The organism is Janibacter sp. GS2, from assembly GCF_051200835.1.
Lineage (GTDB): Bacteria > Actinomycetota > Actinomycetes > Actinomycetales > Dermatophilaceae > Janibacter.
Window position 1 is genome coordinate 840719 of the sequence record NZ_CP195161.1, and the last position, 26542, is coordinate 867260.

23 protein-coding genes are annotated in these 26542 nt (G+C 71.8%); 10 read left to right on the forward strand and 13 right to left on the reverse strand.

The window, feature by feature from the left end:
* Position 1: 1 nt before the first annotated feature.
* A complete protein-coding gene (locus tag ACR9E9_RS04140; protein ID WP_435201983.1) occupies positions 2-670 on the forward strand; it encodes an HAD family hydrolase in 669 nt (222 codons plus the stop codon).
* A 140-nt stretch (positions 671-810) separates the two neighbouring features.
* Here the strand turns inward: ACR9E9_RS04140 and ACR9E9_RS04145 are convergent, their stop codons facing one another.
* Positions 811-1632, reverse strand: a complete 822-nt coding sequence (locus tag ACR9E9_RS04145; RefSeq protein ID WP_435201985.1) for a spermidine synthase — start codon at positions 1630-1632, stop codon at positions 811-813.
* Positions 1633-1705: 73 nt separating this feature from the next.
* Positions 1706-4015, reverse strand: a complete 2310-nt coding sequence (locus tag ACR9E9_RS04150; RefSeq protein ID WP_435201987.1) for a bifunctional metallophosphatase/5'-nucleotidase — start codon at positions 4013-4015, stop codon at positions 1706-1708.
* A 139-nt stretch (positions 4016-4154) separates the two neighbouring features.
* On the opposite strand from ACR9E9_RS04150, the gene ACR9E9_RS04155 reads away from it, so the two are divergent.
* Positions 4155-4532: a sterol carrier family protein gene (locus tag ACR9E9_RS04155; RefSeq protein ID WP_435201989.1), complete on the forward strand. Its 378-nt coding sequence runs from the start codon at positions 4155-4157 to the stop codon at positions 4530-4532.
* On the opposite strand, the gene ACR9E9_RS04160 is transcribed toward ACR9E9_RS04155, so the two are convergent.
* Positions 4516-5562, reverse strand: a complete 1047-nt coding sequence (locus tag ACR9E9_RS04160; protein ID WP_435201991.1) for a Gfo/Idh/MocA family protein — start codon at positions 5560-5562, stop codon at positions 4516-4518. The genes ACR9E9_RS04155 and ACR9E9_RS04160 overlap by 17 nt on opposite strands.
* A 22-nt stretch (positions 5563-5584) precedes the next feature.
* Here ACR9E9_RS04160 and ACR9E9_RS04165 point away from each other — a divergent pair, with 22 nt between their 5' ends.
* Positions 5585-5818, forward strand: a complete 234-nt coding sequence (locus tag ACR9E9_RS04165; RefSeq protein WP_435201993.1) for a hypothetical protein — start codon at positions 5585-5587, stop codon at positions 5816-5818.
* A gap of 21 nt (positions 5819-5839) precedes the next feature.
* Here the strand turns inward: ACR9E9_RS04165 and ACR9E9_RS04170 are convergent, their stop codons facing one another.
* Positions 5840-6529 (reverse strand): hypothetical protein, encoded by a 690-nt coding sequence (locus ACR9E9_RS04170; RefSeq protein ID WP_435201995.1) that lies wholly within the window; start codon positions 6527-6529, stop codon positions 5840-5842.
* 410 nt (positions 6530-6939) lie between these two features.
* A complete protein-coding gene (locus ACR9E9_RS04175) occupies positions 6940-7542 on the reverse strand; it encodes a DUF6318 family protein (RefSeq protein WP_435201997.1) in 603 nt (200 codons plus the stop codon).
* Between the two features lie 176 nt (positions 7543-7718).
* On the opposite strand from ACR9E9_RS04175, the gene purF reads away from it, so the two are divergent.
* The 3 genes from purF to ACR9E9_RS04190 all read left to right on the forward strand — a co-directional run bounded on the left by purF (position 7719) and on the right by ACR9E9_RS04190 (position 10971).
* Positions 7719-9251 carry an amidophosphoribosyltransferase gene (purF, locus tag ACR9E9_RS04180; RefSeq protein WP_435201999.1) on the forward strand — a complete coding sequence of 511 codons (1533 nt, stop codon included), beginning with the start codon at positions 7719-7721 and terminating at the stop codon, positions 9249-9251.
* Positions 9248-10363: a phosphoribosylformylglycinamidine cyclo-ligase gene (purM, locus tag ACR9E9_RS04185; RefSeq protein WP_435202001.1), complete on the forward strand. Its 1116-nt coding sequence runs from the start codon at positions 9248-9250 to the stop codon at positions 10361-10363. The genes purF and purM overlap by 4 nt, the downstream gene beginning before the upstream one ends.
* A 62-nt stretch (positions 10364-10425) precedes the next feature.
* A complete protein-coding gene (locus ACR9E9_RS04190) occupies positions 10426-10971 on the forward strand; it encodes a helix-turn-helix transcriptional regulator (protein ID WP_435202003.1) in 546 nt (181 codons plus the stop codon).
* Between the two features lie 7 nt (positions 10972-10978).
* Here ACR9E9_RS04190 and ACR9E9_RS04195 read toward each other — a convergent pair whose 3' ends face one another.
* Positions 10979-11176 carry a DUF3073 domain-containing protein gene (locus ACR9E9_RS04195; RefSeq protein WP_435202005.1) on the reverse strand — a complete coding sequence of 66 codons (198 nt, stop codon included), beginning with the start codon at positions 11174-11176 and terminating at the stop codon, positions 10979-10981.
* Positions 11177-11374: 198 nt separating this feature from the next.
* On the opposite strand from ACR9E9_RS04195, the gene ACR9E9_RS04200 reads away from it, so the two are divergent.
* Positions 11375-12508 carry a glycosyltransferase family 4 protein gene (locus ACR9E9_RS04200; RefSeq protein ID WP_435202007.1) on the forward strand — a complete coding sequence of 378 codons (1134 nt, stop codon included), beginning with the start codon at positions 11375-11377 and terminating at the stop codon, positions 12506-12508.
* On the opposite strand, the gene ACR9E9_RS04205 is transcribed toward ACR9E9_RS04200, so the two are convergent.
* The 3 genes from ACR9E9_RS04205 to ACR9E9_RS04215 are packed head-to-tail and all read right to left on the reverse strand — an operon-like array spanning position 12494 to position 16411.
* Positions 12494-14260 carry an ATP-binding cassette domain-containing protein gene (locus ACR9E9_RS04205; RefSeq protein ID WP_435202009.1) on the reverse strand — a complete coding sequence of 589 codons (1767 nt, stop codon included), beginning with the start codon at positions 14258-14260 and terminating at the stop codon, positions 12494-12496. The two genes, ACR9E9_RS04200 and ACR9E9_RS04205, sit on opposite strands and share 15 nt — an antisense overlap.
* Positions 14253-15158, reverse strand: coding sequence for an ABC transporter permease (locus ACR9E9_RS04210; protein WP_435202011.1), 906 nt, complete (start codon positions 15156-15158; stop codon positions 14253-14255). The genes ACR9E9_RS04205 and ACR9E9_RS04210 overlap by 8 nt, the downstream gene beginning before the upstream one ends.
* Entirely contained in the window at positions 15155-16411 is a 1257-nt protein-coding gene (locus ACR9E9_RS04215; protein ID WP_435202013.1) for a nucleotide sugar dehydrogenase, read from the reverse strand. The genes ACR9E9_RS04210 and ACR9E9_RS04215 overlap by 4 nt, the downstream gene beginning before the upstream one ends.
* Before the next feature lie 127 nt (positions 16412-16538).
* On the opposite strand from ACR9E9_RS04215, the gene ACR9E9_RS04220 reads away from it, so the two are divergent.
* Complete coding sequence (locus tag ACR9E9_RS04220) at positions 16539-17972, forward strand: hypothetical protein (RefSeq protein WP_435202015.1); 1434 nt, start codon at positions 16539-16541, stop codon at positions 17970-17972.
* Here the strand turns inward: ACR9E9_RS04220 and ACR9E9_RS04225 are convergent.
* Positions 17963-18517, reverse strand: coding sequence for a hypothetical protein (locus tag ACR9E9_RS04225; RefSeq protein WP_435202017.1), 555 nt, complete (start codon positions 18515-18517; stop codon positions 17963-17965). The genes ACR9E9_RS04220 and ACR9E9_RS04225 overlap by 10 nt on opposite strands.
* A 40-nt stretch (positions 18518-18557) precedes the next feature.
* Between ACR9E9_RS04225 and ACR9E9_RS04230 the strand changes: the two genes are divergently transcribed.
* Positions 18558-19706 carry a glycosyltransferase gene (locus ACR9E9_RS04230; RefSeq protein ID WP_435202019.1) on the forward strand — a complete coding sequence of 383 codons (1149 nt, stop codon included), beginning with the start codon at positions 18558-18560 and terminating at the stop codon, positions 19704-19706.
* Positions 19707-19731: 25 nt separating this feature from the next.
* Entirely contained in the window at positions 19732-21447 is a 1716-nt protein-coding gene (locus ACR9E9_RS04235; RefSeq protein WP_435202021.1) for a glycosyltransferase family 4 protein, read from the forward strand.
* Here ACR9E9_RS04235 and ACR9E9_RS04240 read toward each other — a convergent pair.
* The 3 genes from ACR9E9_RS04240 to ACR9E9_RS04250 are packed head-to-tail and all read right to left on the reverse strand — an operon-like array spanning position 21411 to position 26463.
* On the reverse strand, positions 21411-23405 hold the full coding sequence (locus tag ACR9E9_RS04240; RefSeq protein ID WP_435202023.1) for a glycosyltransferase family 4 protein: 1995 nt from the start codon (positions 23403-23405) through the stop codon (positions 21411-21413). The genes ACR9E9_RS04235 and ACR9E9_RS04240 overlap by 37 nt on opposite strands.
* Positions 23402-25912, reverse strand: a complete 2511-nt coding sequence (locus ACR9E9_RS04245; protein WP_435202025.1) for a glycosyltransferase family 2 protein — start codon at positions 25910-25912, stop codon at positions 23402-23404. The genes ACR9E9_RS04240 and ACR9E9_RS04245 overlap by 4 nt, the downstream gene beginning before the upstream one ends.
* Positions 25912-26463: a hypothetical protein gene (locus tag ACR9E9_RS04250; RefSeq protein WP_435202027.1), complete on the reverse strand. Its 552-nt coding sequence runs from the start codon at positions 26461-26463 to the stop codon at positions 25912-25914. The genes ACR9E9_RS04245 and ACR9E9_RS04250 overlap by 1 nt, the downstream gene beginning before the upstream one ends.
* Positions 26464-26542: the final 79 nt, after the last annotated feature.

Below are 26542 nucleotides of genomic sequence, written 5' to 3' on the forward strand. Positions count from 1 at the left end.
CATGGAGTCGTCGGGCTGGTTGGTGATCTTCGACTGCGACGGTGTCCTCGTCGACAGCGAACGGCTGAACGTGCGCACGTGGACGGGGATGATGCGTGACGCCGGGGTCGACTTCGACGAGGAGGACGCGGTCGCGACCTTCGTCGGGCGGGCGTACAAGGACAACCGGGTCACGCTCACCGAGCTGACCGGTGCGGTGCCCGACCCGGAGTGGGAGAAGGCGTGGCGGGCCGAGTTCGCCCGCAGCCAGGAGGAGCTCGAGCCGATCCCGGGGGCGGGGGAGGCCGTCGAGGCGGTCCGCGACCTCGGTCACGAGGTCTGTGTCGCGTCCGGCTCGATGCTCGCGGCCATCGGCACCAAGCTGACCCGGACGGGCCTCGAGCGGCCCTTCCCCGACGGGGCGCGGTTCAGCGCCGAGCAGGTCGAGCACGGCAAGCCGGCACCCGACGTCTTCCTCCTGGCGGCCGAGCGGATGGGGCACCCCGTCGAGCGCTGCGTCGTCGTCGAGGACAGCCGCGCCGGGATCGAGGCCGCGGTCGCCGCCGGGATGCCGGTCGTCGGCTTCAGCAGTGACATGACGCCGACCGGCTGGTTGGACGAGGCCAGCGCGGTCATCGACGACATGAGCGACCTGCCCTCGGTGGTCTCGCGCCTGACCGGCCAGGGCTGACCCGCCCGCCCCCCCGTTCGCATCTGCCTAGGCAGATGCGAGACCCCGCCCCCGCCAGCCGCATCTGCCTAGGCAGATGCGAGAGCGCGGGCCCTTCCAGCCGCATCTGCCTAGGCAGATGCGGGGTCGGGACGGCTGGGTCAGCGCACGCGCCAAGCACCCGGGTCGGGTGCGGCGGGCGAAGGGCGGGGCGCCGCGTCGGTGAGCGGCTTGCCGCCGGCGGTGCGACGGGACAGCTCCTTGCCGCCGAGGACACCCGAGGGGAAGGGCCACCGTCCGACCTGGCGACGCACCTCGTCGAGATCGATCTGGCGGCGGCTGACCACGAGGGTCGTGTTGCCGTACCGGCGTGCCTTGACCACGTCGCGCATGGCGATCAGCGCGAGGGAGGCGTTGGGGGAGAAGGCTTCTCGTGCCCCAGCGACGACGTCGGCGAGGTGGCGCCAGCCGGGTTCGTCGGGGCTGTTCATCACGAGGATCCCGTCTGTGCGCAGGACCCGCGCCACGTCCACGAAGAACTCGGCGGACTGCAGGTCGGCGGGGACCCGCCCGTCGTCGAAGGCGTCGACGAGCACAGCGTGCGCCGAGGCGTCCTTGAGCACCGCGACACCCGCACGACCGAGCTGGGGACGCACCCGGATGCGGTGCCCTCGGGGGAGGGGCAGGTGCTCACGCACGGCGGCCGTGAGGCCCTCGTCGGGCTCGAGGACGATCTGCGGCGACCCGGGGCGGGTCTCGTGGACCCACCGGGGGAGGGTCAGGCCGGCGCCACCGACATGGGTGACCCCGATCGGGTCCGGCGCGGGGAAGGTCGCGTCGATCGCCGCGGCCATGTGCTGGACGTACTCGAAGACCAGGTGACCGGGGTCCTCCGGGTCGACGTGGCTCTGCGGGTGCCCGTCGCGCATCACGGTCACGCCACCGTGCTCGTCGGGCACGAACTCGACCGCTGCTCTCGCCACCACGCCCCGATCCTCCCCTACGACGAAGGGGGCCACGCACCGGTCGGTGCGTGGCCCCTCCCACGTCGCGGGATCAGTGGCGCCGACGGGCGGCTCGGCGGCCACCCGCGATGGTCAGCGCGGCCGCAGCGGCGAGGAGCAGGCCCAGGCCCGAGCCGACGGCGCCGGTGTCGGTCAGCCTGGCCGGCTGGTCGGTCTCCACGATCGGGCCGGTGACGTCGTCGGAGGGTGTTCCCGCCCCGGGGGCGGCGCCGCCGGAGTCCGAGGTGGGCGTCGGGGTCGGCTCGGTGGACGTGGGTCCAGACGTGGTCGGCCCCGATGTCGTCGGCTCTGAAGTCGGCTCCGTCGTGGGAGACGGGCTGGAGGCACCGCCGGTGACGCTCACGGGGAAGGTCGCCTCGGTGTCGCTCGGCGCGGCCACGAGACGGATCGAGGCATCCGTCGCCTCCGCGGCCGACCCGGCGGCCCGCGGCACGGTGAAGGAGATCGCCGCGCTGCCCTTGCGGGTCGGTGTCCCGCTGATCGACTCCGCGGTGATCGGGAAGGTCCCGACCGAGGTCTCCCCGACAAAGGCCTCGACCGTGGTGTTCGTCGGCGAACCGAGTGAGGTGAGGTCGAAGCCCGAGGCGGTGAAGGAGACCCTTTCGCCGACCGTGATCTCACCGGGCTGGTCCGTGATCGCGATGCCCTGCGCGCGGAAGTCGGGGCCGATCGCCTCGTTGGACCTGAAGTGGTCGACGAAGGCGTCGGTGTCGACGAGCCCGCTGTCGGTCGCGTTCGTGCCCTGGGCGAGGACGCTGAAGTTGTCACCACCACCGATGAGGAACGAGCCCGAGGCGACCGTGTAGGTCTCGGACGTCTCGATCGGCCTCCCGTCGACGCTCACGGAGGTGATCCGCTCGCCCTTCGCCGCGTCCGGGTCGAAGGTGTAGGTGACGTTGTCGGACAGGCCGAGCTTGAGGAAGGGCCGGGACTCGCCCTCCGGCTGCCACTGCTGCTCGAGCAGGGTGATGAACTGCTCGCCGGTGAGGTCGACGGTCATCATCGTGTTGGCGAAGGGGTTGATCGACGCCGCCTCGGCGTAGGTCACCTCACCCGGGCCCTCCTGCGCGGTGGGCTCGTAGAGGAGCTCGGCACGCAGGCCGCCGGAGTTCATGATGCCGATGTCGGCCCCGCTGCGACCGGGTTGGTTCAGCGCGTCCAGCCAGATGTCGGCGGTGAGGTTGCCGAGGGTGGACTCGCGCAGACGGTCGTCCCGCTCGCCCTGCTTGTAGGCGGTGGTGATGTCGTCGCTGACCTCGCCGACGATCTCCTTGCCGATCTCGTCCGCCTCCGCGACGGCCTTGTCGACGATCCCCGCGGCGTCGGTGTAGGTCGTGTCGTCGGCACAGTCGTCGGTCGCGTCGGCGACCTCGATGTTGGTGGCCGAGTACTCGGTGACCTCGCCGCTGTCCTCGTCGAAGCCGAGCTGCAGCTGGCCGAGGGTGTCGCCGTAGGAGTTGGACTGGATGATCGGGCGGGTGCCGCCACCGCCGGGCACCGGGGCGTCCCAGGCGTAGCCCTTGTGGGTGTGTCCGGTGAAGATCGCGTCGACCTCGGCGGAGGTGTCGCCCACGATCTTCGCGAAGGCACCACCGGCGCCGACCTGGTCCTCGAGGGTGCTCAGCTCGTCCCCCTCGGTCGCCCCCTCGTGGTACTCGGCGACGATGACGTCGGCCTCGCCGTTGGTCGTGTCCCCGTCGGTGAGCTCTCCGGCGACCCGGTTGACGGCCGCCACCGGATCGCCGAAGTCGAGGCCGGAGATGCCCTGCGGTGTGACGAGCGAGGGGGTGGACCGGGTGACCGCGCCGATGACGGCGACGTCGAGGCCGTTGACCTCGATGATCTCGAACTCCGACAGGGCCGGGTTGGTCGTGCCCTTGTCGTAGACGTTCGCGCCGAGGATGTCGTAGTCGGCTGCCTGGTCGACCCTGCCCGTCAGGTCGTCGAAGCCGCGGTCGAACTCGTGGTTCCCGACCGCGCTGGCCTCCAGGCCGAGGGCGTTGAGGAACTGGATCGTCGGCAGGTCCTCCTGGGATGCGGAGGTGAAGGGGGAGGCCCCGATGTTGTCGCCGGCCGAGAGCAGCGCCGTGGCCTCTTCGCCGAGCGAGGACGTGGCGCTGACCACGGTGCACGCGAAGGCCTTGCCGAGGTCACCGGTCGCGTCGGTGTCGATGCGGCCGTGGAAGTCGTTGATGTTGAGCAGGTTGACGCTGGTGAGCTCGGGATCGATGTCACCCGGCTCGACCGGGGCAGCGGCGCTCGCGGCGCCGGCCGAGGCAGCGAGCGCGATGGCCGCGCTCGCGCCGACGACCAGTGACGCACCCTTGCGTGTGATGGACATGGTTCCTCCCGAGAACATGCGACGGGCGCAACAGGGGGCGCCTCGGTCGAGGGTGCCGCACTCTGGTGATCTCCGCACGCCGAGCGGGCGCCGGGAGTTGGCCGGGGGGTGAATGATCTTGCGATGCAAGACTGGGCGCATGGCTGGACGACGTCGGATCCCGGTGGACGAAGGGAGGGCCGCGCTGCGTGCGTGGTCGGCGAGCGACGACCGCGCATCGGTGGACCGCAGGACCCTGGCGACCGCCGTCCGGCACACCATCGAGGAGCTCGCCGAGCGGGCGCCCGGGCGCAGCGTCGAGGTGCGGGTGCCCCCCTTCGCCGCGACGCAGTGCGTGGAGGGCCCGGTGCACACGCGCGGCACCCCGCCGGCCGTGGTGGAGACGGACGCGCAGACGTGGCTGGCGCTCGCGACCGGTGACCTGACGTGGTCGCAGGGCGTGGGCGAAGGGAGTGTCCGCGTCAGCGGGCAGCGCACGGACCTGTCCGCGCACTTCCCCCTCAGCGCAGGGAGCTGAGCAGCCCGTCCATCACCTCGAGGGTGCGCACGCTCTCGTCCAGGGGCATGAGGGGCGACTCGCGCTCGCCGGCGGTGATGAGCAGTGCGACCTCGGTGGCCTCGTGCCGCAGCCCGCGGTGCTGCTCGATGGGGTCACCGACCATCGTGTCGAGGACGACCCCGTCCGTGCCGACGAGGTGCATGGTCGTCGGCATGTAGAACATCGTCTCCAGCTCGAGCCGCGCCCACGTCCCGTTGACCGACGCAGTGGTCGGTGAGGACACGGACATGTCGGTGGCGAGGGAGGCGACGGCGCCGGTCGGGCCCTGCGCGACGAAGGCCACCCGTCGATCGACCCCGCGACCGGTGAGCGTGCCGAGGCCGGTGGCCGCGGTCAGGCCGCCGAGGGCCAGAGAGGCGAAGGACAGCGGGTAGATGCCCAGGTCGAGGATGGCACCACCGGCGAGGTCCGGGCTGGCGAGGCGCTCGGGGCCGTCGGGCCACAGCGGGACGCAGTGGTCGGCGAGGACGGTGCTGACCTCGCCGAGGAGCCCGGCCTCGAGGACCTGTCGCAGGACGTCGATGTGCGGCAGGAAGCGCGTCCACAGCGCCTCCATGCAAAAGACCCCGGCCTCGCGGGCCGCCGCGACGACCTGCCGGGCCTCGTCCGCGGTGGGGGTCATGGGCTTCTCGACGAGGACGTGCTTTCCGGCCGCGATGGCCAGCAGGGCGTGCTCGAGGTGCTCGCTGTGGGGGCTGGCGATGTAGACGACATCGACCTCGGGATCGGCGACGAGGGATGAGTAGCTGCCGTGGGGGCGGGCGCCCGGCGCGTGCTCCTCGACGAAGGCGCGCGCCCGCGCGGCGTCGCGCGAGCCGACGGCGACGACCTGCTGGCGGGTGCCGCTGAGGGAGAAGGCCATCTGCGAGGCGATCCACCCGGCGCCGAGGAGCCCCCAGCGCAGGCCGGGGGCGCCCGCCGGATCGGGGGTACGCGGCGCGGGGAGCTTCATCCCCGGGACGTCGGCATGCGGGCGCTGGGTGGTCATGGCACCAACCTACGATGGAGGGGTGTCAGCCAAGCGTCGTCGTAGCCAGCCGAAGCCCGTCCCCTTCATCATGACCGGGGCGATCATCGGCTTCCTCATCTTCAGCGTCGTCTCGTGGCTCGGGCCGAACCGCAACGAGGGGTTCGACATCAACTACGACCCGGGCGCCGCGCTCGGGTACATGAGCGTCATGGGCCTGTGCCTCGGGGCACTCGTGGGCGCGGCCGTCGCCGCGCTCTTCACCTACCGCAAGTAGCCGAAGGGGGAGCCCCTCCCGTCAGTTGGTGGAGGACCCGTCGGTGAGCCGGGTCCTCGTGCCACGGACCTGCAGGGTGAAGCTCGGCTCGTCCTGGAGGTCGGCGACCGTGTCGATGTCCTGCCACTCGCCGCCGTTGACGCGGTACTGGCCGGTCAGGCGGGAGTCGACGTTGACTTCGACGTCACCGGTCTCGGAGTAGCTGTGGGTGACGTCGCCGTCGGGATACGTGCCGCCGGTGCTGGTGGTCCACCCGGAGTTCGTGCCGTCGCCGTAGTTGTAGCGGTAGTCCTGCGCCGCGACCTTGAACTCGATGTCCCAGGAGAGCAACGTGACGGACTCGCTGATCTCGCCGGGCTGCAGACCGTCGTCGTCGGGCCACTCGGCGGAGTAGAAGGTCGTGAGGTTCTTCGCCGTCCGCTGACCCTTGGGCTGGGCCTTCACGCTGGGCTTGCTGAAGGGGAGTGCGCGAAAGGCCGTCTGGATCTGGCCCAGTGTGGGCACGGGCGGCGCCTGCACCGGGATGGTCGTGGTGCCGGCGGCATCTCCGGGCACGTCCACGCTCGTGGGCGGACCACAGGACAGGCCCGAGTACGTCCACTCGCCGCCATCGACGCGGACCCACGTGATGACCGGCGGCTTGAAGGCGCTCGAGCCACCGGCCGACGTCATGCACGCGGTCCGAGCGCTTGAGCACTGCTGAACACCCATGTCGGTGCAGCCCTCCGTCTTCACCTCGACCTTGACGTCCTTGGGCGGGTTCTTGACCTTCGGGGCGTTCTTGCCGCCATCGCTTGGTGCGGCGCTCCCGTCACCTCCGTCGGATCCCGCCGTGCTGTCAGGCGGTGTGACACCTCGAGGTGCGTCACCGCTCCTACTTCTTCTTGAGAGGTCTTTCGGTGAATTGGCGTATCCACTGACACGGTGGTTGTTCATCTTTCCTGAAGGAGACGCCGGGGGTGGAGTAGGGGATTGCGTGCTGCTTGGGGCAGCGAGGACGTATGTCGAGCTTCCTGAAACTACGGGGGTCGCGGTGAGGGCATCGGCTGTCGAGGCGGCTGTTGAGCCGAGCGAGAGAACGGATGCTGCCACTAAGGCGCTCAGCGCAATCTGTGAGCCGGTCATTGAGTCCGCACCTGATCACGAATGACCCAACCTCGATTGGTCCACTGGGTGTCCGTGACAACAGTGAGTGAGGTTGCGTCGGCAGTTCGTCCCTTCGACCCGTCCTTCAGTACCTCGTAGTAGGAAGATTCCTTGATGTCGAGTTCTACTCGGTAGCCGCTGTCGGAGCGCTCCTTCGCTGACACGTCGGCGACGGTGGTTGGATTCTTGTTCATCCGCGTGCCGTCCTGGGTGGCCTCCTTAACGATCTCGAGGAAGTCGTCGCATGCCTGGCAGTTCTCCCCGTACTGCTTCAAGTGAGCGGTTTTGCCGGTGGTTAGGGCCCTTCCGGACTCTTCAAAGTAGAACTCGTTGAAAGCGACGGCTCCGGCCTTGGTCTTCTTCTGCGCGGCCGCAGGCAACTCGGCCGCCTCGCCGTCGGACCCGGACGAGCTGGACTCCGACGAGGACGACGACTCGGACGAGGACTCACCCCCCACGGCGCTCGGCGAAGCGGTCGACGAGGCCTCGCCCGGCTCCCCTTCGTCGCCGCACGCGACCAAGCCGCTCACGGCCAGAGCGGTGGCGGCCAGGAGTGCTGCTCCACGGGTCTTCTGCACGAGGGTGTCCCTTCGTCCGCCGCCGCTACGGGCGACGCAGCCAACAAAATCTGCCTTCAAAGGTAGTGAAATCTCGCCGACTCGCATCTCGACTGTCCACAGGCCACCTCCCAGCCGCCCCCGCACGAGGCTGACCGCAGAGGCCGACCACGGATGGTTGTGGGAGACTGGTCCCCGTGCCACGCGGAGACGGAAACCTGTCCCACGATCTCCTCCCCGGGGAGAAGGGCCCCCAAGACGCCTGCGGCGTCTTCGGGGTCTGGGCTCCGGGCGAGGACGTCGCCAAGCTGACCTATTACGGCCTCTACGCCCTGCAGCACCGCGGGCAGGAGTCGGCCGGCATCGCCACGTCCAACGGCAAGCAGATCCTCGTCTACAAGGACATGGGCCTGGTGTCCCAGGTCTTCGACGAGCGGAGCCTGTCCACCCTTCGCGGTCACATCGCCGTCGGTCACTGCCGCTACTCGACCACCGGTGGCTCCACCTGGGAAAACGCGCAACCCACCCTCGGTGGTCACGCCACCGGCACGGTCGCACTCGCCCACAACGGTAACCTCATCAACTCCGCGGAGCTGCGCGAGCTGGTCGAGACGCGTGGCGATGACATCCCCGGCGACGACGGCAAGATCCGTCGGATCACCGACGGTGAGCTGCGTCGCGGCAACACCTCCGACACCGCCCTGGTCACCGCGCTGCTCGCGCACGACCAGGACACCACGCTCGAGAACGCCGCGATGGAGCTGCTGCCCAAGCTGCGCGGCGCCTTCTGCTTCGTCTTCATGAGCGAGGACACCCTCTACGCCGCCCGCGACCCGCAGGGGCTGCGCCCGCTCGTCATCGGGCGCCTCGAGCGCGGCTGGGTCGTCGCCTCGGAGACCGCGGCGCTGGACATCGTCGGGGCCTCCTTCGTGCGGGAGGTCGAGCCGGGGGAGTTCGTCACCGTCGACGAGGACGGCCTGCGCACCCAGCAGTTCGCCGAGCCGGCGCGCAAGGGCTGCGTCTTCGAGTATGTCTACCTCGCTCGCCCCGACACGACCATCAACGGCCGCACCGTCCACGAGGCCCGCGTCGAGATGGGTCGCACCCTCGCCCGAGAGCACGCGGTCGAGGCCGACCTCGTCATCCCGACCCCGGAGTCCGGGACGCCCGCGGCGATCGGCTACGCGCAGGAGTCCGGGATCCCCTTCGGCCAGGGCCTGGTGAAGAACGCCTACGTCGGGCGCACGTTCATCCAGCCCAGCCAGACGATCCGCCAGCTCGGGATCCGTCTCAAGCTCAACCCGCTCAAGCACGTGATCAAGGGTCAGCGCCTCATCGTCGTCGACGACTCGATCGTCCGCGGCAACACCCAGCGTGCCCTCGTGCGGATGCTCCGCGAGGCCGGCGCGGCCGAGGTGCACGTGCGCATCTCCTCGCCACCGATCAAGTGGCCGTGCTTCTTCGGCATCGACTTCGCCACCCGGGCCGAGCTCATCGCCACCGGCCTGGGGGTCGACGAGATCCGCACCTCCCTCGGCGCCGACTCCCTCGGCTACATCAGCGAGGAGGGCATGGTCGAGGCGACCGAGCAGCCCCCCGAGGAGCTGTGCACCGCCTGCTTCTCCGGCGTGTACCCGATGGAGCTGCCGAGCGAGGACCGCCTGGGCAAGGGTCTGCTCGAGCTCGAGTTCACCCCGTCGAATGACCCTGCGGAGGCGGTTCGTCCATGACCACCCGGTCCCCGATCACCTACGCCGCCGCCGGCGTCGACGTCGAGGCCGGCGACAGGGCCGTCGACCTGATGAAGGCCTCGGTCCGCCGGGCCACCCGCCCGGAGGTCCTCGGTGGGCTCGGTGGCTTCGCCGGGATGTTCGACGCGAGTGCCCTCCAGGGCATGCGCCGCCCCGTCCTGGCGACCTCCACCGACGGGGTCGGCACCAAGGTGGCCATCGCCCAGGCCCTCGACCGCCACGACACCATCGGCCAGGACCTCGTCGGGATGGTCGTCGACGACATCGTCGTGTGCGGTGCGGAGCCGCTCTTCATGACCGACTACATCGCCACCGGCAAGGTGGTCCCCGAGCGCATCGCGGCCATCGTCGGCGGCATCGCGAAGGGGTGTGAGCTCGCCGGGGTCGCGCTGGTCGGCGGCGAGACCGCGGAGCACCCCGGCCTCCTCGACCCGGACGAGTACGACGTGGCGGGCGCCGCGACGGGAGTCGTCGAGCGCGACGAGGTCCTCGGCCCGGACCGCGTGGCCGCCGGCGACGTCGTCCTCGCCTTCGCCTCCTCCGGACTGCACTCCAACGGCTACTCGCTCGTGCGCCGGGTCATCGCCTCGGCCGGCTGGGACCTCGATCGTCACGTCGACGAGCTCGGCCGCACCCTGGGTGACGAACTGCTCGAGCCGACGCGCATCTACAGCCGGGCGCTGCTCGACCTCGTACGCGCGGACGACGTCGACCTCCACGCCCTGAGCCACGTCACCGGTGGCGGGCTCGCCGCCAACCTGGCGCGCGTCCTCCCGCAGGGCACCATCGCCCGGGTCGACCGGGCCTCGTGGACCCCACCGCCGATCTTCTCGCTCGTCGGTGAGCTGGGCTCCGTGCCTCGCGCCGACCTCGAGCGCACGCTGAACATGGGCATCGGCTTCGTCGGTGCCCTTCCGCAGGAGTCCGTCGACGCGGCGATCGTCCGCTCGAAGGCGGCCGGTATCGACGCGTGGGTCCTCGGCGAGGTCAGCGACGCGCGGGCGGTCGACGTGCCCGACGACGTCGAGCTCGTGCAGGGCGCCAAGGGGGTGGACGGCGGTGCCGTCCGGATGGTCGGGGAGCACGTCTGATCTCCGCGACCCGGGTCCTCGTCGCCGACGCCGTTGAGGGGCGTCGGGATGCCCTGCTGGCGGTGCTCGACGCGGACCCGGACCTGCAGATCGCCCTTCCTGCGGCCACGCTGAAGGAGGTGACCGAGACCTCCCACATCGACGTCATCGTGCTCGCCGGGGACCTCGACTGCGGGCGTGGCCCCGTCCAGGTGTTGTCGGCCGCCCGACGGCTCGCCTCGGCCGCGTGGGTGGTCCTCACGGAGGACGAGTCGCTCACCGAGGAGGTCATCACCGCGGGCGCCCACGGTTGTCTCGTCGCGTCGAGCACGCCCCTGCAGATCGGCGCGGCCATCCGGGCGGCGGCGCAAGGGGATCGTGCCGAGCTGGACCAGCCCGTGACGGGTCCCCTCGTCCAGCGCGTGCACCGCGAGACCCCGCCGCTCACGCAGCGGGAGGTCGAGGTGCTGCGTCTGGTGGGCGCGGGGTTGGGCAACCAGCAGATCGCCGATCGGCTCTACCTGAGCGCCTCCAGCGTGAAGTCACACCTGTCGCACACCTACGGTCGCCTGGGCGTCGCGCGGCGTGCTGCCGCGGTCGCCGAGGCGCGCCGTCAGGGACTGATCTGACGAAGCGTCACCGCTCCGCGCTCGACCAGGACTCGTAGTCGTCGTCCTCCCGGTCCTGCTCCCCGTCGTGCGTCGCACGATCGGCTTGCGGCCCTGAATTGCCGTGAAGTTCCGCCTCCAGCGCTCGCAGGTCGGTGTCCGGCGAGTAGTACTTCAGCTCGCGGGCAACCTTGGTCTGCTTTGCCTTCGCTCGGCCGCGCCCCATGGCGTGACCCCCTCATACGCTAGTGCGGGCCGGCGCTGATCCTCCCGCGCTCCCGAAGGGGTGCGGAACTACCAGAGCGGACCCGGATCTGTGTGGTTTCTCGTGAGGCCCACGGTACATGGTTCCGTCGGTGACTGCCCCATCGGTCGGGGTGGTGGGCACGTAGGATCGCCCCGGTCGACGGCGAAGGGAGGAAGCGTGGCTCTACCAGGCCCCCACCGTGCCCTCGTGGTCACCGTGGTGCACCATCCGCAGGACTCACGGATCCGTCATCGGGAGATCGCGGCGCTGCTCGAGGCGGGCTGGCAGGTGACCTATCTCGCCCCCTTCGTCGGTCACGACCTGCCCGTCCCGCAGGCCACGCCGGCCCTGACCTGCGTCGACCTGCCCCGGGCCGCGGGCCGCACCCGCCTCGCCGCGGCGCGGGCCGCACGCGCCGCCGTGCGCCGCCTCGCGCCCGAGCACGACATCGTCCTGGTCCACGATCCCGAGCTGCTCGCCGCCACCGCCGGCCTCGGCGTCGACCACCTCGTCTGGGACGTCCACGAGGACCCGGCCGGGGCCCTCGCCGTCAAGGACTGGCTCCCCGCGCCGTTGCGCCGTCCCGTCGCGGCGGGATGGCGTCGCGCGGAGCGGCTGGTCGAGCGCCACCGGCCCCTGCTGCTGGCCGAGCACGCCTATGCCGACCGGTTCAGCGGCCGGCATGCGGTCGTCCCCAATGCCGTGGTCGTGCCCGCGACGGTCCCGCCCGCCGGCGGTGCCCGCCTCGTGCACGTGGGCAACCTCACGACGGCCCGGGGGAGCGAGGTCATGGTCGAGGCTGCCCGGCTGGCCCATGCGGGCTCCGACGGGGCGATCACCCTCGAGGTGGTCGGTCCGGCCCGCGACGAGGCCTCGCGCGCGGCGATGGAGCGGGGTGTGGCCGCGGGGCACGTCCTCTGGCGCGGCTTCCTGCCGGCCGCGGAGGCGATGGCCACCATCGATGGCGCCCTCGCCGGCCTGTCCCTCCTGCGCGACCTGCCCAACTACCGCGGCTCGATGCCGACGAAGGTCGTCGAGTACCTCGCCCACGGCGTCCCGGCGATCACCACGCCCCTGCCGTTGGCCGAGGAGATCATCGTCGAGGCGAATGCCGGAGCGATCGTCCCCTTCGACGATGCCGAGGCCACGGCCGCGTCCGCGTTGCGCCTGTGGCGGGACCCCGCCGAGGCAGCCGCCATGGGACTGCGCGGCCGGGACCTCGTGCGGGGGCGCTACGACTGGGCGAAGGGGGGCGCGGCCTTCGTCGCCGAGCTCACGAGGATCGCTGGGGAGCGGTCACCGCGGCGCTGAGTCACCCGGGGTGACGAGGTCGCCGAGGGCCGTGCGGATGGCGGGCGGCAGCGACTCCATGGTGCCGGCCAGGACGATGTGCCGTGGCTGCAGCTGGGTGAGCACCTCACTCACCAGCGTGGGGACGCGATCTCCGGCGAAGAGCAGCAGGGGGCGGCGGGTGTGGACGGCCGCGACGGCCGCGGTGAGCACATCGACCGCCGCCCGGCCGGTGACCAGGACCTCGCTGCCCGGCTCCACGTCACCCCACAGGCCGGCGGCCAAGGCCATCGGCCCTCCCGTGGGGGAGAACTCGGTCGTCGCGCCCGTCGCGGTCCGCAGGGCCTCGACCGTGTCCATCGACCAGTCCTCCTCGTTGCCGTTGAAGAGCAGGTGCTGGGGACCGGTCTCGGCCAGCGCGGTGAGCAGGTCCGCCGACGCGGCCGTCGGGTCGCAGGCCACCACGGCCTGACCGGCGACCGCCGCGGCCAGGGAGATGGCCGGTGTGCGACCGGAGCTGTGCTGCTGGGTGACGTGGACGGTCGAGGGGTCGGTGGGCGGGTACGCCCGCAGCATCTCGACCGAGGTGAGGGTGCCGTCGTCATCGCCCATGCGCTCGATGGACCCGGTGGTCAGCTCGTCGATGCGGGCGTAGGTCTCGGGGGTGATCAGCTCGTCCCCGCCGACGACGACGACCCGCTCGGGCTGCAGGCGGGCCAGCTCCTTCTGGGTGATCGCCGGGACGGCCCCGGGGCGCACCCACAGCAGCGGCCACCCGAGCCGGGCGGCGATCGGGGTCACCACGCGGGCGGCGGCCAGACGGTGGATGCTCACGACGAAGCACCCGGCGACACCGGGCTCCCACGTGTGGCTCGTGATCTGCGTCGCCACCTGGAAGCGGTTGTCCCCACTCCAGCGCGTCGTCCCCGGCACGTCCGGTTCGCTCGGCCGGGACGCCTTCTTGCGGTCGACCTTCTTCGGCAGGGTCGCCTCGTAGGCGGGCAGGACCTCCTCGGTCGGCCCGTCCATGACCAGCCGGCCCTGGTCCATCCACAGCACCCGGTCGCAGATCTGGCGGATGCTGGAGTTGGAGTGCGAGACGAGGAAGACCGTGCCGGCCTGGTCGCGGATCTCGGCGATGCGCGCGGCGCTCTTCGCCCGGAAGTCGGCATCGCCGGTCGCCAGGGCCTCGTCGATCATCAGCACATCGGGGGCCGCGGCGGTGGAGATGGCGAAACGCAGTCGGGCGCCCATGCCGGAGGAGTAGGTGCTCATCGGGAGGTAGACGGCATCGCCGATCCCGGAGAACTCGACGATGTCGTCGAAGCGCTGGGCGATCTGCGACTTGCTCAGGCCGAGGGCCTGGGCGCCGATGTAGATGTTGCGTTCGCCGCTGAGCTTGTTCATGAGCACGGCGTTGACGCCGAGGAGCGAGGGCTCGCCGGAGACCCACAACCGCCCCGACGACGGGGGGATGAGCCCACCGACCGCCCGCAGCAACGTGGACTTGCCGGAGCCGTTGCGGCCGATGATGCCGATCGACTCGCCGTGCCGGGCGACGAAGCTGACGTCCTTGACCGCGTGGATCTCACGAACCTTCGGCGGGGGGCGCTGCTTGAGCCGGTCCTTGAGGGAGGGCGAGCCCTCCTGGCCGCTGGGGACACCGCGGCGGCCGCCGCCGAAGACGGTGAACTTCACGTCGAGGTGACTGACGACCACGGTCGGGGTGCCGATCTCCCCCTTCGTCTCGGTGGGCTCCTGCGGGTCAGCCACGGCCGTACCTCGCCTCGTCCCACCAGAAGACGATGAGCCCGACGACGGCGAGGCCGATCGCCCACGCCGTCATCATCAGCCAGTCGCGCAGGACGACGCCGTTGCCCTCGCCCGTGAGCAGCGACTGCCGTCCGATGTTGAGCATGAGCGCGAAGGGCTGGTAGACCACGAGGTCCTGGAAGACCGGTGGCAGGTTCTGGGCATAGTGGACGACGGGGAAGAAGACGCCCGAGACGTACCGCAGCAACCGCACGATGACGGGGATGAGGTTGCCCAGGTCCCGGGAGACGTTGACCAGGCGCGCGGCGATGAAGGCGACCCCGAGCAGGGCCACGCCCTGCAGGAGGACCGCGAGCGGGAAGAGCGCCCACTCCCAGTCCGGAACCTCCCCGGTGAGCACCATGAGGACGAAGAGCAGCGCGAAGGCGGGGAGCGAGGCGATGAACTCGGTCAGCGCCACGGAGATCGGCAGGATCGCCCGCGGGAAGTGCAGGGCCCGCACGAGCGAGAGCTTTCCGGTGATCGACTTGGCCCCGCGGGTGACCACGGTGGAGGTGAAGCTGAACATGACCACGCCGATGGCGAGGAACCCGACGAAGTTGCTGATCCCCCGGTCGGTCTGCAGCAGCAGGCCGAAGATCGCGTAGTAGCTCGCGATGAGCAGCGCCGGGTTGAGGACCGCCCAGAGCTGCCCGAGACGGTTGTCCTCGTTCTTCGCGTAGGACTCCGCGGAGGAGAGGGTCCACAGGAAGGACCGTCGCTGCCAGATGTCGGCGAGGTAGCGACCGAGCGGCGGACGCTCAGAGAGCGTCCGCAGCCCGTACTCGGCCGCGAGCTCCGCGGCCTCCTGGGTGGTGGGTGCCGGTGGGAGTGAGGCCCGCTGCGGGCCCCCGGTCACAGCCGCTCGACCTTGTCGCTGTCCTTGGCCACGCCGCGGGTGTCGAAGAACCGCTGCGCCGTGCCGGCAAGGGCCTCGACATCGAAGGACTTGTGGTTCTGCACGAGCACGGTGAGGTCGGCCTCGGCGACGGCGGTGTCGAGGTCGTCGACCCGGCCCGCCTCGGGGACGGCCTTCCAGTCGGCGACCTTCGCGTCGAAGTACCGGACCGAGGCGCCCTTGGCGATGAGCTGCTGGGCGATCGGGACGGCGGGTGACTCACGCTGGTCGGCGATGTCCGGCTTGTAGGTCACGCCGAGCAGCAGGACGGTCGAGCCACGCAGCGCCTTGCTGTCCTCGTTGAGGATGTTCTGCGCACGCTGGACGACATACGCCGGCATCGTCGAGTTGATCTCCTGGGCGAGCTCGACGAAGCGGAAGGGGTATCCGAGCTTCGCGCGCACGTTGTAGGAGAGGTAGTTCGGGTCGATCGGGATGCAGTGACCGCCGACGCCGGGGCCCGGGTAGAAGGCCTGGAAGCCGAAGGGCTTGGTCTTCGCCGCGGCGATGACGTCCCACAGGTCGATGTCGAGGTCGTGGCAGAAGCGCGCCATCTCGTTGACCAGGGCGATGTTGATGTGCCGGTAGGTGTTCTCCAGCAGCTTGGCCGTCTCGGCCTCACGGGTGCCCTTGGCGCGCACGACGGTGTCGACGAACTGCTCGTAGAAGGCGGCAGCGGCGTCGGCACAGGCGGGGGTGTGGCCGCCGACGACCTTCGGGGTGTTCTTCGCGCCGAACTTCTCGTTGCCCGGGTCGATGCGCTCGGGGGAGAAGGCGAGGTGGAAGTCGGTGCCGGCGACGAGGCCACCGGCCTCCAGGGCCGGGCGCACGACCTCGTCGGTGGTGCCCGGGTAGGTCGTCGACTCGAGGACGATCGTCTGGCCGGACTGCAGGTGCTGGGCGATCGTCGCCACCGCGGAGTTGATCGGGCCGAGGTCCGGTCCGCCCTCCTCCGAGAGGGGGGTCGGCACGCAGATGACGATGGTCTTGACCTCGCTGAGCCGGGAGGCGTCGGTCGTCGCCTCGAAACCGGCGTCGATCATCTCGCGGATGTCGTCGTCGGACAGGTCGTCGATGTGCGAGACACCGGAGTTCAGCGCGTCGACGACGCCCTGGTTGATGTCGAAGCCGAGGACCTTGACCCCGACGCGGGAGGCTTCCTGCGCCAGGGGGAGACCGACGTATCCCTGGCCGATGATCGCGACGTCCGCCACAGTGTTTCCTTCTTCGTTGTCGTGCCCGCCGGTGTCCCCGCAGGCGACCGGGATCCCCCGGTGGCTTGCGCGATCATACCGACCGGTTCTGCGGGGACGCAGAACCTTGCGGACATACAGTATCGACATGCGTGGCACCCCCTCGACGCCCCTGACCGTTGTGCTGGTCACGAGCAACGGCGTCGGCATGGGCCACCTGACCCGCCAGCTCGCCCTGGCCCTCAGCGCGCCGGAGGGACTCGACCCCGTGCTCTTCTCCCTCTCGGGGGCGCTGCCGACCGTGCGGGGCGCGGTGGCGGCAGGCCGCCTGCCCGAGCTGCACGGGGTGCGCACCGAGTACTGCCCCAGCCGCAGGAGCGGCTGGCTGCCGAAGGGGGGCCCGGCCCGCCGGCTGCGCGAGGTCCACCCCGCCTACGGCTGGGAGCCGTACGTCGCGGAGCGGATCCGCGCCCTCGTGGCCGAGACCGGTGCCCGGCTCGTCCTCTTCGACGGCGTCGTTCCCTACGCGGGTCTGCGGGAGGCGCGGAGGGCACTGCCGGGGACCGCCTTCGTCTGGATGCGGCGGGGGATGTGGCGTGCCGGGGTCGGCGGCGACTGGCTCGCGCACGCGGACCTCTTCGACCTGGTCATCGAGCCGGGTGACTTCGCCGCCGCCGGCGACGCGGGCCTGACCGCCACCCGGCAGGACGCGACACGGGTGGCGCCGATCTCCATCGCCGAGGCCATCACCACCCAGGACCGCGCCGGGGCCCGCAGGGCGCTCGGGCTCGACCCCGATCGCCCGGCCCTGCTGCTCACCCCCGGGACCGGTGCCCTCGAGGACGTCGGGTCGCCCGTGCGGATGGCCCTGGAGGTCCTGCGTGCCCGGGCGCCGGACTGGCAGGTGGCCGTGACGAGTCCCTCCCTGGCCACGCACGGGGTCGGTGCGGGCGACGAGGACGTCGTGCTGCTCACCGACACCTATCCGCTGGCGCGCTCGCTGGCCGCCTTCGACGCCGCGGTGAGCGCCGCGGGGTACAACTCGGTGCACGAGCTGCTCGGTGCCGGTGTCCCGACCGTCCTCGTGCCGGGCCAGTCCCTCGGCACCGACGACCAGCCGGGCCGCGCGGCGACGCTCGAGGCCGGCGGCGCCTGTCTCAGCGTGCCGCCCGACGACCCCGAGGGCATGCGGCGGGCGATGACCCGTCTGCTCGACCCCGACACCGCCGCCGGGCTGCGCGCCGCCTGTCGTGACCTGCCGGCCACCACCGGGGGAGCCGAGGCCGCGCGTCTGCTCGTCGACCTGGCCGGTCGCTCCGGCGTGCCGCAGGACGTGGCCGGGGCCGGTCCGTGGGGGCCACCGGCCTGGCGCCGGGTCCTTCCGGATCCGCGCACTCCCGTGTCGTGGCCGTCCCCGGGCGCGGAGACGGGTGGGGCTCGACGGGGCCGGCGCCCCCTTCGTCTGACGGAGGAGCTGCCGCCGCACCGTGTCGGCGAGGACCCGCTGGAGCACCTCCTGGAGGGCGCTTCGGCGCCCTACCGACGAGCACGGGCGGACATCGCCCACTGGATCTACCGCTGAGGGCGTTCCCGCAGGCGGGTGACCTCACGGCGGGCCCGACCCGCGCGGCGCCGCAGGAAGGCCGTCATGCCCGCGACGGGTCCGTGCCGACGGGCCATCGTGCGGGTCCACTCCGGGTCACCCTCGCCCGCCGCGCGTACCCCCAGGTCCGCGCCATCGAGCCAGAGGCGCCATCGGCCCGAGGCCGGGTCCTCGATCGGGGTCGGGCCCTCGAGAGCGACCGCGTCCACGGCCCGGGCGATCTCCCGGTCGAGCCCGGGCGGGTCGGCCACGAGCATCGCGGCCGGGATCCCGTGCCGCAGTGCCGCCGCGAGCAGCTCGGCGCGGGCGAGGTAACAGCCACCGGCGTCGGTGTGCACCCGCAGCAGGCGGCGGTGCGGCCGGTGGAGCAGACGCTGCATCCGGGCGATCGCACCATCGGCGAACTCGAGGTCACCACTGAGGACGAGGACCGCCTCGGACCCGGCCACCGCGGCCTCCAGGGCGGCGGCCGCGTCGGCGGCGTCACCTCGGACGCGGGCGGGCTCGGGGTGGCGGCCGGTCATGGCCCCCAACCTAGGCCACCGGGCCGCTAGCGTGGAGCCCGTGAGTGTGTCGACCCCCGTGCTGGCCATCGAGGACACCCCCGTCGGGCGGGTCCCCGGTCCCGACGGCGACCGCCGGGCCCGTCTGGACCTCACCGGCGAAGGGTGGTCCCTCACCTGCCCGTGGCGTCGCCCCCTTCGCGGCGCGTGGAGGAACCCCGAGACCCTCGTCGACGGCCTCGAGCGGCTCGACCACGTGCACGCCCTGACCATCGATGCCGAGCCGACCGGCCCCCCGCCGGACGCCGGGACGACCGCGGCCCTGGCCACCTTCGTCACCCGGGCGATTGCCCGGGGCACCTTCGTCGTGGGGGACCTCCCGGCGGTCGCCTCCCGGCGGGTGCACGCCGAGGTGCCCGGTGCCGCGCACGGCCGACCGGGCGATCTCGCCTTCGACCTCACCTCGGTCCGCCAGCGACGCCAGGTGCTGAGCGCCCGGCTCGATGATGCGCCGAGCGTGTCGATCCTGCTGGCCACCCGCCGGCCCCACCTCCTCGACGAGATCGCGAGGATGATCCGTGCCCAGACCCACCGGCAGGTCGAGGTCGTCGTCGCCGTCCACGGAGGTGACCCCGATCGGCTGCCGAGCCCGGACGTCGGCGACTTCGGTCTGCGGGTCATCGCCGTGCCGGGCGAGCGCAGCCTCGGTCACGCGCTGCAGCTGGCCGCGGACGCCGCCTCCGGCGACCTGCTGACGAAGATGGACGACGACGACCACTACGGGCCGGACCACTTGCGCGATCTCGTCCTCGCGCGCTGTGTCTCCGGCGCACCGGTGGTCGGCAAGAGCAGCACCGTCGTGCACGTCGAGGCGCTGGACACGACGGTGCGTCGAGTCATCGGCACCCCGGAGACACCCGTGCACCGGGTCGCCGGCGGGACGATCCTCGTCGGTGCCGACGATCTGCGCTCCCTGGGTGGCTGGGCCGACGTCCCCCGCGCCGTCGACAGCGCACTGATGCGTGCCGCCACCGACGCGGGCGCGATGATCTACCGGCCGCACGACATCGGCTACCTCTACGTGCGGCACGCCACCGACTCCGGTCACACGTGGTCGGCCGAGACGGGCCACTTCCTCGCCACCACGCGTGAGCAGTGGTTGGGGCTGCTCCGACACCCCGACTTCGGGACCTGGCACACGGCAGGGTGAGGCCGCGCGGGAGTAGTCTCGGCGGGTGCCTCGTCCGAGATCCCTGCGCGATCGCCTGCGTCGTCGGCTGGGCCGGGACTCGCCTGCTGCCGCCGACCCCGCCCCCTCGGTGGCGGCCCCCGCCACACCCACGGCACTCGACGCCACGGCGGACCCCGGCGAGGACGAGCGGGCACGGGCCCGGCTGGCGGAGCTGACCGAGGAGCGTCGCCACGAGGAGGCGCTCGCCCTCGCGCAGCAGGAGGTGGCGCGCACCGATCAGCAGGCCGAGCCGGACTCGAGGCTGATGCGCCAGATCCAGCTGACCGTCTCCGGCGCCGGGGCCCTCAGCCTGCACCTGCGGGTGCTCAGGCGACGGACCGAGCTCTCGCCCGGGGACCGGTCACTGCGCCGGTACCTGCGTGCAGCCGAAGGACGGTGGAGGGAGTCCGAGCCGGGGTGGCTCCCGACGATCGACGCCGCCGTGCTGGCCGACCTGCCCCGCCCCCCGGAGCAGAGGGGGTCGGGTCGACGGGTCCTGCACCTGCTCAAGACCGGGATGCCGCAGCGGCAGAGCGGCTACACGATGCGCAGCCTGTACACGCTGGTGGGGCAGGTCCGGGCGGGTCTGGACCCCGTCGCGGTCACCGCTCTCGACTTCCCCCGCAGCATCGGCGTCGAGGACGCCCCTGACGAGGACGTCGTGGGCGGGGTGCGCTACCGGCACCTCCTGCGGGAGGAGATCCCGACGAAGGAGCCGTGGGACGAGTACCTCGGTGCCTACGCCACCGCCCTGGCGCCCGTGGTCGCCGCGGAGGCGCCGGACCTGATCCACGTCCACTCCGGTCATCGGGGGACCGAGGCCGCCCTCGTCGCCTTGGCCGTCGGGCGCGCCCTCGACGTCCCCGTGGTCTACGAGGTCCGGGGGTTCTTCGAGGCACTGTGGACCAAGGACGTGGCCTGGGCCGAGGAGGCGGAGATCTACCACCGCCGCCGCGCCGCCGAGGCGCACTGCCTGCGGGAGGCCGCAGCGGTCGTGACGCTGAGCGAGTCCATGAAGCAGGACATCGTCGACCGTGACGTGGACCCCGACCACGTGCACGTCGTGCCCAACGGGGTCGACCCGGCCGCCTTCGCCCCGGTGTCGCGCGACGAGGCACTCAGTGCCGATCTCGGGCTGACGGACCGGTTCGTCTTCGGCTACGTCTCCAATCTGGACCACTACCGCGAGGGCCAGGAGCTGCTCATCGACGCCGCCGTCGAGCTGGGTCGGCGTGGGGTGCCCGCCACGGCCCTCATCGTCGGTGACGGCTCGCGGCGGGAGCTGCTGGAGCAGCACGCCCGGGACGTCGGGGCCGAGGACGTCGTCCACTTCACCGGTCGCATCCCGCACGATGACGTGGCCCAGTACTACGCCCAGATCGACGTCTTCGTCATCCCCCGCATCAACGAGCGGGCGGCTCGGCTGGTCACTCCGCTGAAGCCCTACGAGGCGATGGCACTCGGGATCCCGCTGGTCGTGTCCGATCTGCCGGCCCTGCGGGAGATCACCGGCGACGGTGCCCGCGGCGAGACCTTCGTCACCGGCGACGGCTCATCGCTGGCCGACGTGCTCGAACGCCTGGCCGCATCCCCGGACCGTCGCCGGCGGCTCGCCGCGGACGCGCGGTCCTGGGTCCTGGGTCACCGCACCTGGGCCCACAACGACCACCGCTACGCCCGGATCTACGAGTCCGTCCTGTCGTCCAGCAGCTCGCGGTAGACGCCCTCGACGATGCCGGTGATCCGGTGCCAGTCCCGCTCGGCCACGACCCACTCCCGAGCAGCCGTCCCGAGTCGCTCCCGCTCCTGGGGGGAGTCGAGCAGCTCGTCGAGGACGCGGGCCAGGTCGCTCGCGTCGCCCTTGGCGAAGAGCCTGCCGGTGACGCCGTCCGTCACGATCTCGGTGAGCGCCGCCACGTCCGAGGCCACGATCGTCTTGCGCATGGCCATGGCCTCGAAGGGCTTGATGGGGGAGATCAGCTCGCACACCTTCAGCGGCTTGCGGGGGAAGGGGGTGATGTCGACGAGGCTGAGGTAGTCCTCGACGTCCTCGTGGGGCACGCGTCCGGTGAAGGTCACGAGATCGTGGAGGTCGCGGGTCTCGACGGCACGGTGCAGCGTCCGCTGGTACGCGCCGTCCCCCACGACGAGGACGTGGAAGTCGCCGCGCCGGTCACGCAGCTGCTGGACGGCCGAGAAGAGCAGCTCCAGCCCCTCGTAGTGCACGAGACCGCCGATGTACCCGATGACCGTCTTCCCGGACAACCCGAGCCGTTCGGCGAGGTGCTCGTGGCGGGGGCGGGGGGTGAACCGCGAGGCGTCCACGCCGTTGGGGACGACGGTGATGCGGTCGGGGTCGACCCCCAGAGCCACCATCTCGCGGCCCAGCGCTTCGGTGATGACCAGCAGGGCATCGGCGTTCCGGGCCACGGTCCCCTCGAGCAGGTCGAGGTAGTCCCGTCGCGGCGACGTCGCGAAGAGCGGGTGGCGCGCCTCCTCGAGCAGCTGCTTGAGGCCACGCATCTCGTAGACGAAGGGCACCCCGAGAGCCCTCGCGGCGGTGAGGCCGGCCATGCCGACGTCGTACAGGCTGGCGGCGTGGATGAGAGCGGCCCGTTCCTGCCGGGCCAGGGTGGCGATGCCTCGGGCGCCGTCCTCCACGTAGGGGCGCAGCGGGACCCGTGGGTAGTGGCGCACCCCGTCGGTGAGCAGGCGGTGGTAGGGGATGCCGTCGACGACGTCCACCGCGGCAGGCTGCCGCTCGTCGTCGGCCGACCACCACAGGTCGAAGGGGAAGCCCGGACGGGTCACCGCGGACATCTTCCACCCGCGATGCGCCAGGCCGGTGAGGATGCCGTGCGAGCGGGTGGCGTACCCACCGGAACGCAGGGGCAGCGATTGCCCGAGGACGGAGAGCACGGAACGAGGGTCCGACCGTGCGCCGGCCGAGGGGGCGGCCGCAGAAGGGGGCGCCCATGGCGAGGCCAGCAGGTCGCGCTCGTCCTCGGCCTCCGCGACGAGGCGACGCTGCGCCTCGTCCGACTCGCCCTCGAGCCGGCTGATCGCGACGGCTGCCAGGGTGGTCCAGCCGAAGGCCAACGCCCGCTTTGACACCAGCGTCCAGAGCTCGGCATCGACTGTCGCGCTCACGTCGGGGGTGAACGCGCACACGAGGTCTTCGAGCTCATCGAAGTGGTGATCGCGCAGGTGACGGTGGATCAGTGGTGCGGCACCTCCGTCGAGGCGCAGGAGGTCGACGCGCATCCTGAGCACGAGCCGTTCGGGCGCCGTGCGGTCGACGTCGGGTCTCCTGTCGGCGATCGTCCTGCTCCATGCCTCCACCTCCGGCCAGTGGCGCGGGTCGAGGTCGTGCAGTGCCCGGACGCTGCGGTTGAGCGCGTGGTCCGTGGCCGGGGTGAGCGTCAGCAGGGTGCGCTGGGCCCGCAGGAGCTCCTCCTGGGAGCCGGCCGTGCGGGCCGCCGTGGTCCACCGCACGCACTCGGAGGCGGTGACGCCTCCCGTGGCCGCAAGTCGTCGGAGCAGTCGAAGGGTCCGCTCGTCGTCGCGCGCGAGCCGGGCGACGAGGGCGGCGGAGCGAAGGACCGTCGCCGGCGCGTGCCGGGCGAGGCGGAGCAGGTGGGAGCGAACGCGCCGTCGCCGGGGGCGCGAGGGGCTCACCGGTCCGCTCCGCCCCGGTCGGGGTGCCTGGCGGCGGGCCGGGCCGTCGACGACGGCATCCACCGGCGCAGCGTCCGCGACCAGGTCTGCTGCCGCTGCGCGGAGGAAGGGGTCTCCTCGACCGCGCTCGTGAGCAGCTCTTCGATCGCCTCCCGGGCCCGGTCGGGAGGCACGCACCGAATGGGTCCCTGCAGATCGGCCACGCCGGCGTCGTCCCCGATCACGCAGGGCAGACCGGCCCCGAGCGCCTCGAGGGTCGCGATCTCGGCAGCGGTGTCCCACCTCCCGAAGTAGACCCAGACATCGATGTGGGACAAGAACTCGCGTGCCGACATGCCTGTCCCCGCGAAGGACACCCATGACGGCGGGCGCATGGGGTGCCCCACGACCGAGACGGGCACGTTGAGCCCCTGGAGCCCGTGCAGCTCGACCGGGCGTGGGGACGACGCGGCGTCGGTGCGACCGGGGAGCATGACCTCCCCCGGATAGGCGTCCTGCAGGTCGTCGGCGCTCGCCGGCCAGCGCCGTGGGCTGTCCGCGAGGTGGTGGCCGATGACGAGCGTCGTCCTGGTGGGGGAGCGTGTCCACCGTCGGTCGAGTGCCGCAGGCCCCCTGCGGGATCCGACGAGGTGCCACCCGTCACCCGTCACGGTGGCCAGGTCCGACCTGCACCAGCGCTCGTCCGGGACGGTGAGGCGAACCGCCGAGGGTCCGTCGAGGCCGTCGTGTGCTCGAGCCGGACCGCCCCACGTCGGCGCCACGCCGAAGAGCTCCAGACAACGACGGTCGACGGCGGCGACGCTCCAGCTGTCGGGCTCCGGCTCGTCCGCCACGACGAGGACGTGCCCGACCTGGAGCCCGGCGGTGTCCAGGTGCAGCATGCTCGAGGGGTCCGTGACGACCAGCAGGTCGCACTCGTCGTCCTCGTGGGCATTCGTCAACCCGAGACGGCCGAGGCGCGCGTCGGTGGAGAGCCCCGAGAGCACCATGGTCTGACCGCCCGAGAGGGGACGCGTGCCCTCGGCGTGCGCCACCGCGGTCCGCAGCCCGGCGGTCGCGCTCGCTCGGGCCACGCCCAACGACCTGCGGGCCGTGTGCGCCTTCCAGCGGAGGTCGCCCAGGACGACGACGTCCCACGTGACGGGCCCGGCCGCCGCGGCACACCCCGGATCCCACGAGGGGCGGGGCAGCGGGAAGGCTCGACCGGTCGACGCGGGCAGGACGGGACTCGAGCGTCCGGCCGCGATCTGCCGGTGCCACTCCCGATAGCTGTCGCGGTAGGCGAGGCGGTCCCAGCGGGTCCGCCCCGGGAGGAAGTCGCGGCGTGACAGGGAGTGTTCTCGCAGCTGGGTGATGGCCAGGGGGGCTGGCTGAGTCAGGTCCTGCACGCTGCCGGGGCGCACCGCTTCCAGGCGCTCCGGCAGCTCGGTGTCTCCCGACTTGCGCGTCGAGTCGAAGGCACCCAGCAGCCGCGTGACCCGGGCCCGGTCGATCATGAGCGAGCTGGCGTTGAGCCGCTCCGCGGGATACCCGACGAAGGTCATGGTGAGGTCCGGGTGGGCCCGCAGGGTCCGCGTCGTGTTGGCCAGCACCGCCGGGGACTCCTGGAGGTGGCGGACCTGGTGCTCCACCCGACGGGGGTGGGTCCAGTCGTCACTGTCCTGGAAGGTCATCCACCGACCCCGCGCGACGGAGAGGGCACGATTGCGCGCCTCGTAGGTCCCGCCGTTGCGCGGTGCCCGAACCACGCGCACCCGCTGGTCCAGTGCCTCGGCCTCGTCGAAGAGGTCCTGGAACCCCGGGGGAGAGGCGTCGTCCACGACGAGGAGCTCGAGGTTGGCCCACGTCTGGTCCATGACACCCCGCACGGCGAGGAGGAGGTCGCGGTCGGGCGCGTAGGCCGACATGACGACCGTGACGAGGTCGTCGTCGATGCGATCTGCGACCGGCGCCTCGAGACGCTGGTACGGACGATCGCCCCCCGTGGCCGAGCGCAACCGAAGGGGTTCCAGGCCGGCCGCGGCATGGACCTCGTTGAAGGCCTGGAGCCATCCGCGCTCGGCAGACGCGAGGTCCTCGGCGGTCACCACGGGCTCGCTCCCAGCACCCCATGTCGTGCGGTGGGGGTTGAGGAGGTCGGTGCGCAGCATCCACCGGTCGGCCTCGGTGAGGGGGACGTGGGTGTCCTCGAGCAGGGCGCGCAGCTCCTCGTCGCGACCACTGCGCAGCAGCAGCTCGGCCCAGAGGGTGACGACCCGCTTCGGCAGACCCGTGGCATCCGAGCGGGCGACCACCTCGTCGAGCACCGCCAGACCGCGGTGGTGCGCGTCGGGCTCCCCCGAAAGGGCGATGACGCGTCCGAGCGCAGCGGTCGCCCCGGCGGCCTCGAGGACCTCACGGGCCACGCGGCTGCGGGTCCGGATCGCGAACTGTGCGTAGGCGTGGACCCTCGTCGGGTCGAGGGCGGCAGCGAGACCCGTGATGAGGCGGTCGTCGGGGCGGCCCATCAGGACGACTGGTCCCCCGAAGCGCCTCGGGAGGAGGCGAGTGCGTCCAACACCTCTGCGCGCGTGCGTTCGCTGCCGGCGACGAGTCGCGCCCCCAGACCGTCGACCCGCTGTTCCAGCCGGGTCAGCTGGGCCGTGGAGGTCACCCGTTCGTCGAGCGCGGCGATCTGCTCCTCCAACCGGGTCAGGTGTGCCGTGGACGCCACGCGTTCCCCGAGCTCGTCGACCTGCTGGCCCAGGTGGGTGAGGTGCGCCGTGGACGCCACGCGGTCCCCGAGCTCGTCCACACGCTGGCTCAGTCGGGTCAGTTGCGCCTTGGAGGCGGGCGCAGGAGGGGCCGGGTGGGGGATGCGTCGTGAACCCCAGGGCCCGAGGGTGACGAGTGCCGTGAAGACGTGCATCAGGGCCAGACCGACGACGGTCGCCTGCCACCCGGAGGTCCAGCTGAGGAGGACCGTCACCACTGCCAGGACGATCTGGACGGCGAGCACCTGTACCGAGGACAACCGGCGCAGGCGCGTGCGGAGAGACGTGGCGGTGGCGTCACTCATGGGCCGTGTGGTCCTTCCGCACCGTGGGTGGGGACGAGCTTGCAACCCGGCCCCCGTGGTGGCTGCATCCTACTGGGCA

Bases quoted from the DNA above. Each gene is read 5' to 3' on its own strand.
- ACR9E9_RS04140 (WP_435201983.1), top strand. From the start codon at position 2: ATGGAGTCGTCGGGCTGGTTGGTGATCTTCGACTGCGACGGTGTCCTC.
- ACR9E9_RS04150 (WP_435201987.1), bottom strand. From the start codon at position 4,015: ATGTCCATCACACGCAAGGGTGCGTCACTGGTCGTCGGCGCGAGCGCG.
- ACR9E9_RS04155 (WP_435201989.1), top strand. From the start codon at position 4,155: ATGGCTGGACGACGTCGGATCCCGGTGGACGAAGGGAGGGCCGCGCTG.
- ACR9E9_RS04160 (WP_435201991.1), bottom strand. From the start codon at position 5,562: ATGACCACCCAGCGCCCGCATGCCGACGTCCCGGGGATGAAGCTCCCC.
- ACR9E9_RS04170 (WP_435201995.1), bottom strand. From the start codon at position 6,529: ATGGGTGTTCAGCAGTGCTCAAGCGCTCGGACCGCGTGCATGACGTCG.
- purM (WP_435202001.1), top strand. From the start codon at position 9,248: ATGACCACCCGGTCCCCGATCACCTACGCCGCCGCCGGCGTCGACGTC.
- ACR9E9_RS04195 (WP_435202005.1), bottom strand. From the start codon at position 11,176: ATGGGGCGCGGCCGAGCGAAGGCAAAGCAGACCAAGGTTGCCCGCGAG.
- ACR9E9_RS04220 (WP_435202015.1), top strand. From the start codon at position 16,539: ATGCGTGGCACCCCCTCGACGCCCCTGACCGTTGTGCTGGTCACGAGC.
- ACR9E9_RS04225 (WP_435202017.1), bottom strand. From the start codon at position 18,517: ATGACCGGCCGCCACCCCGAGCCCGCCCGCGTCCGAGGTGACGCCGCC.
- ACR9E9_RS04245 (WP_435202025.1), bottom strand. From the start codon at position 25,912: ATGGGCCGCCCCGACGACCGCCTCATCACGGGTCTCGCTGCCGCCCTC.
- ACR9E9_RS04250 (WP_435202027.1), bottom strand. From the start codon at position 26,463: ATGAGTGACGCCACCGCCACGTCTCTCCGCACGCGCCTGCGCCGGTTG.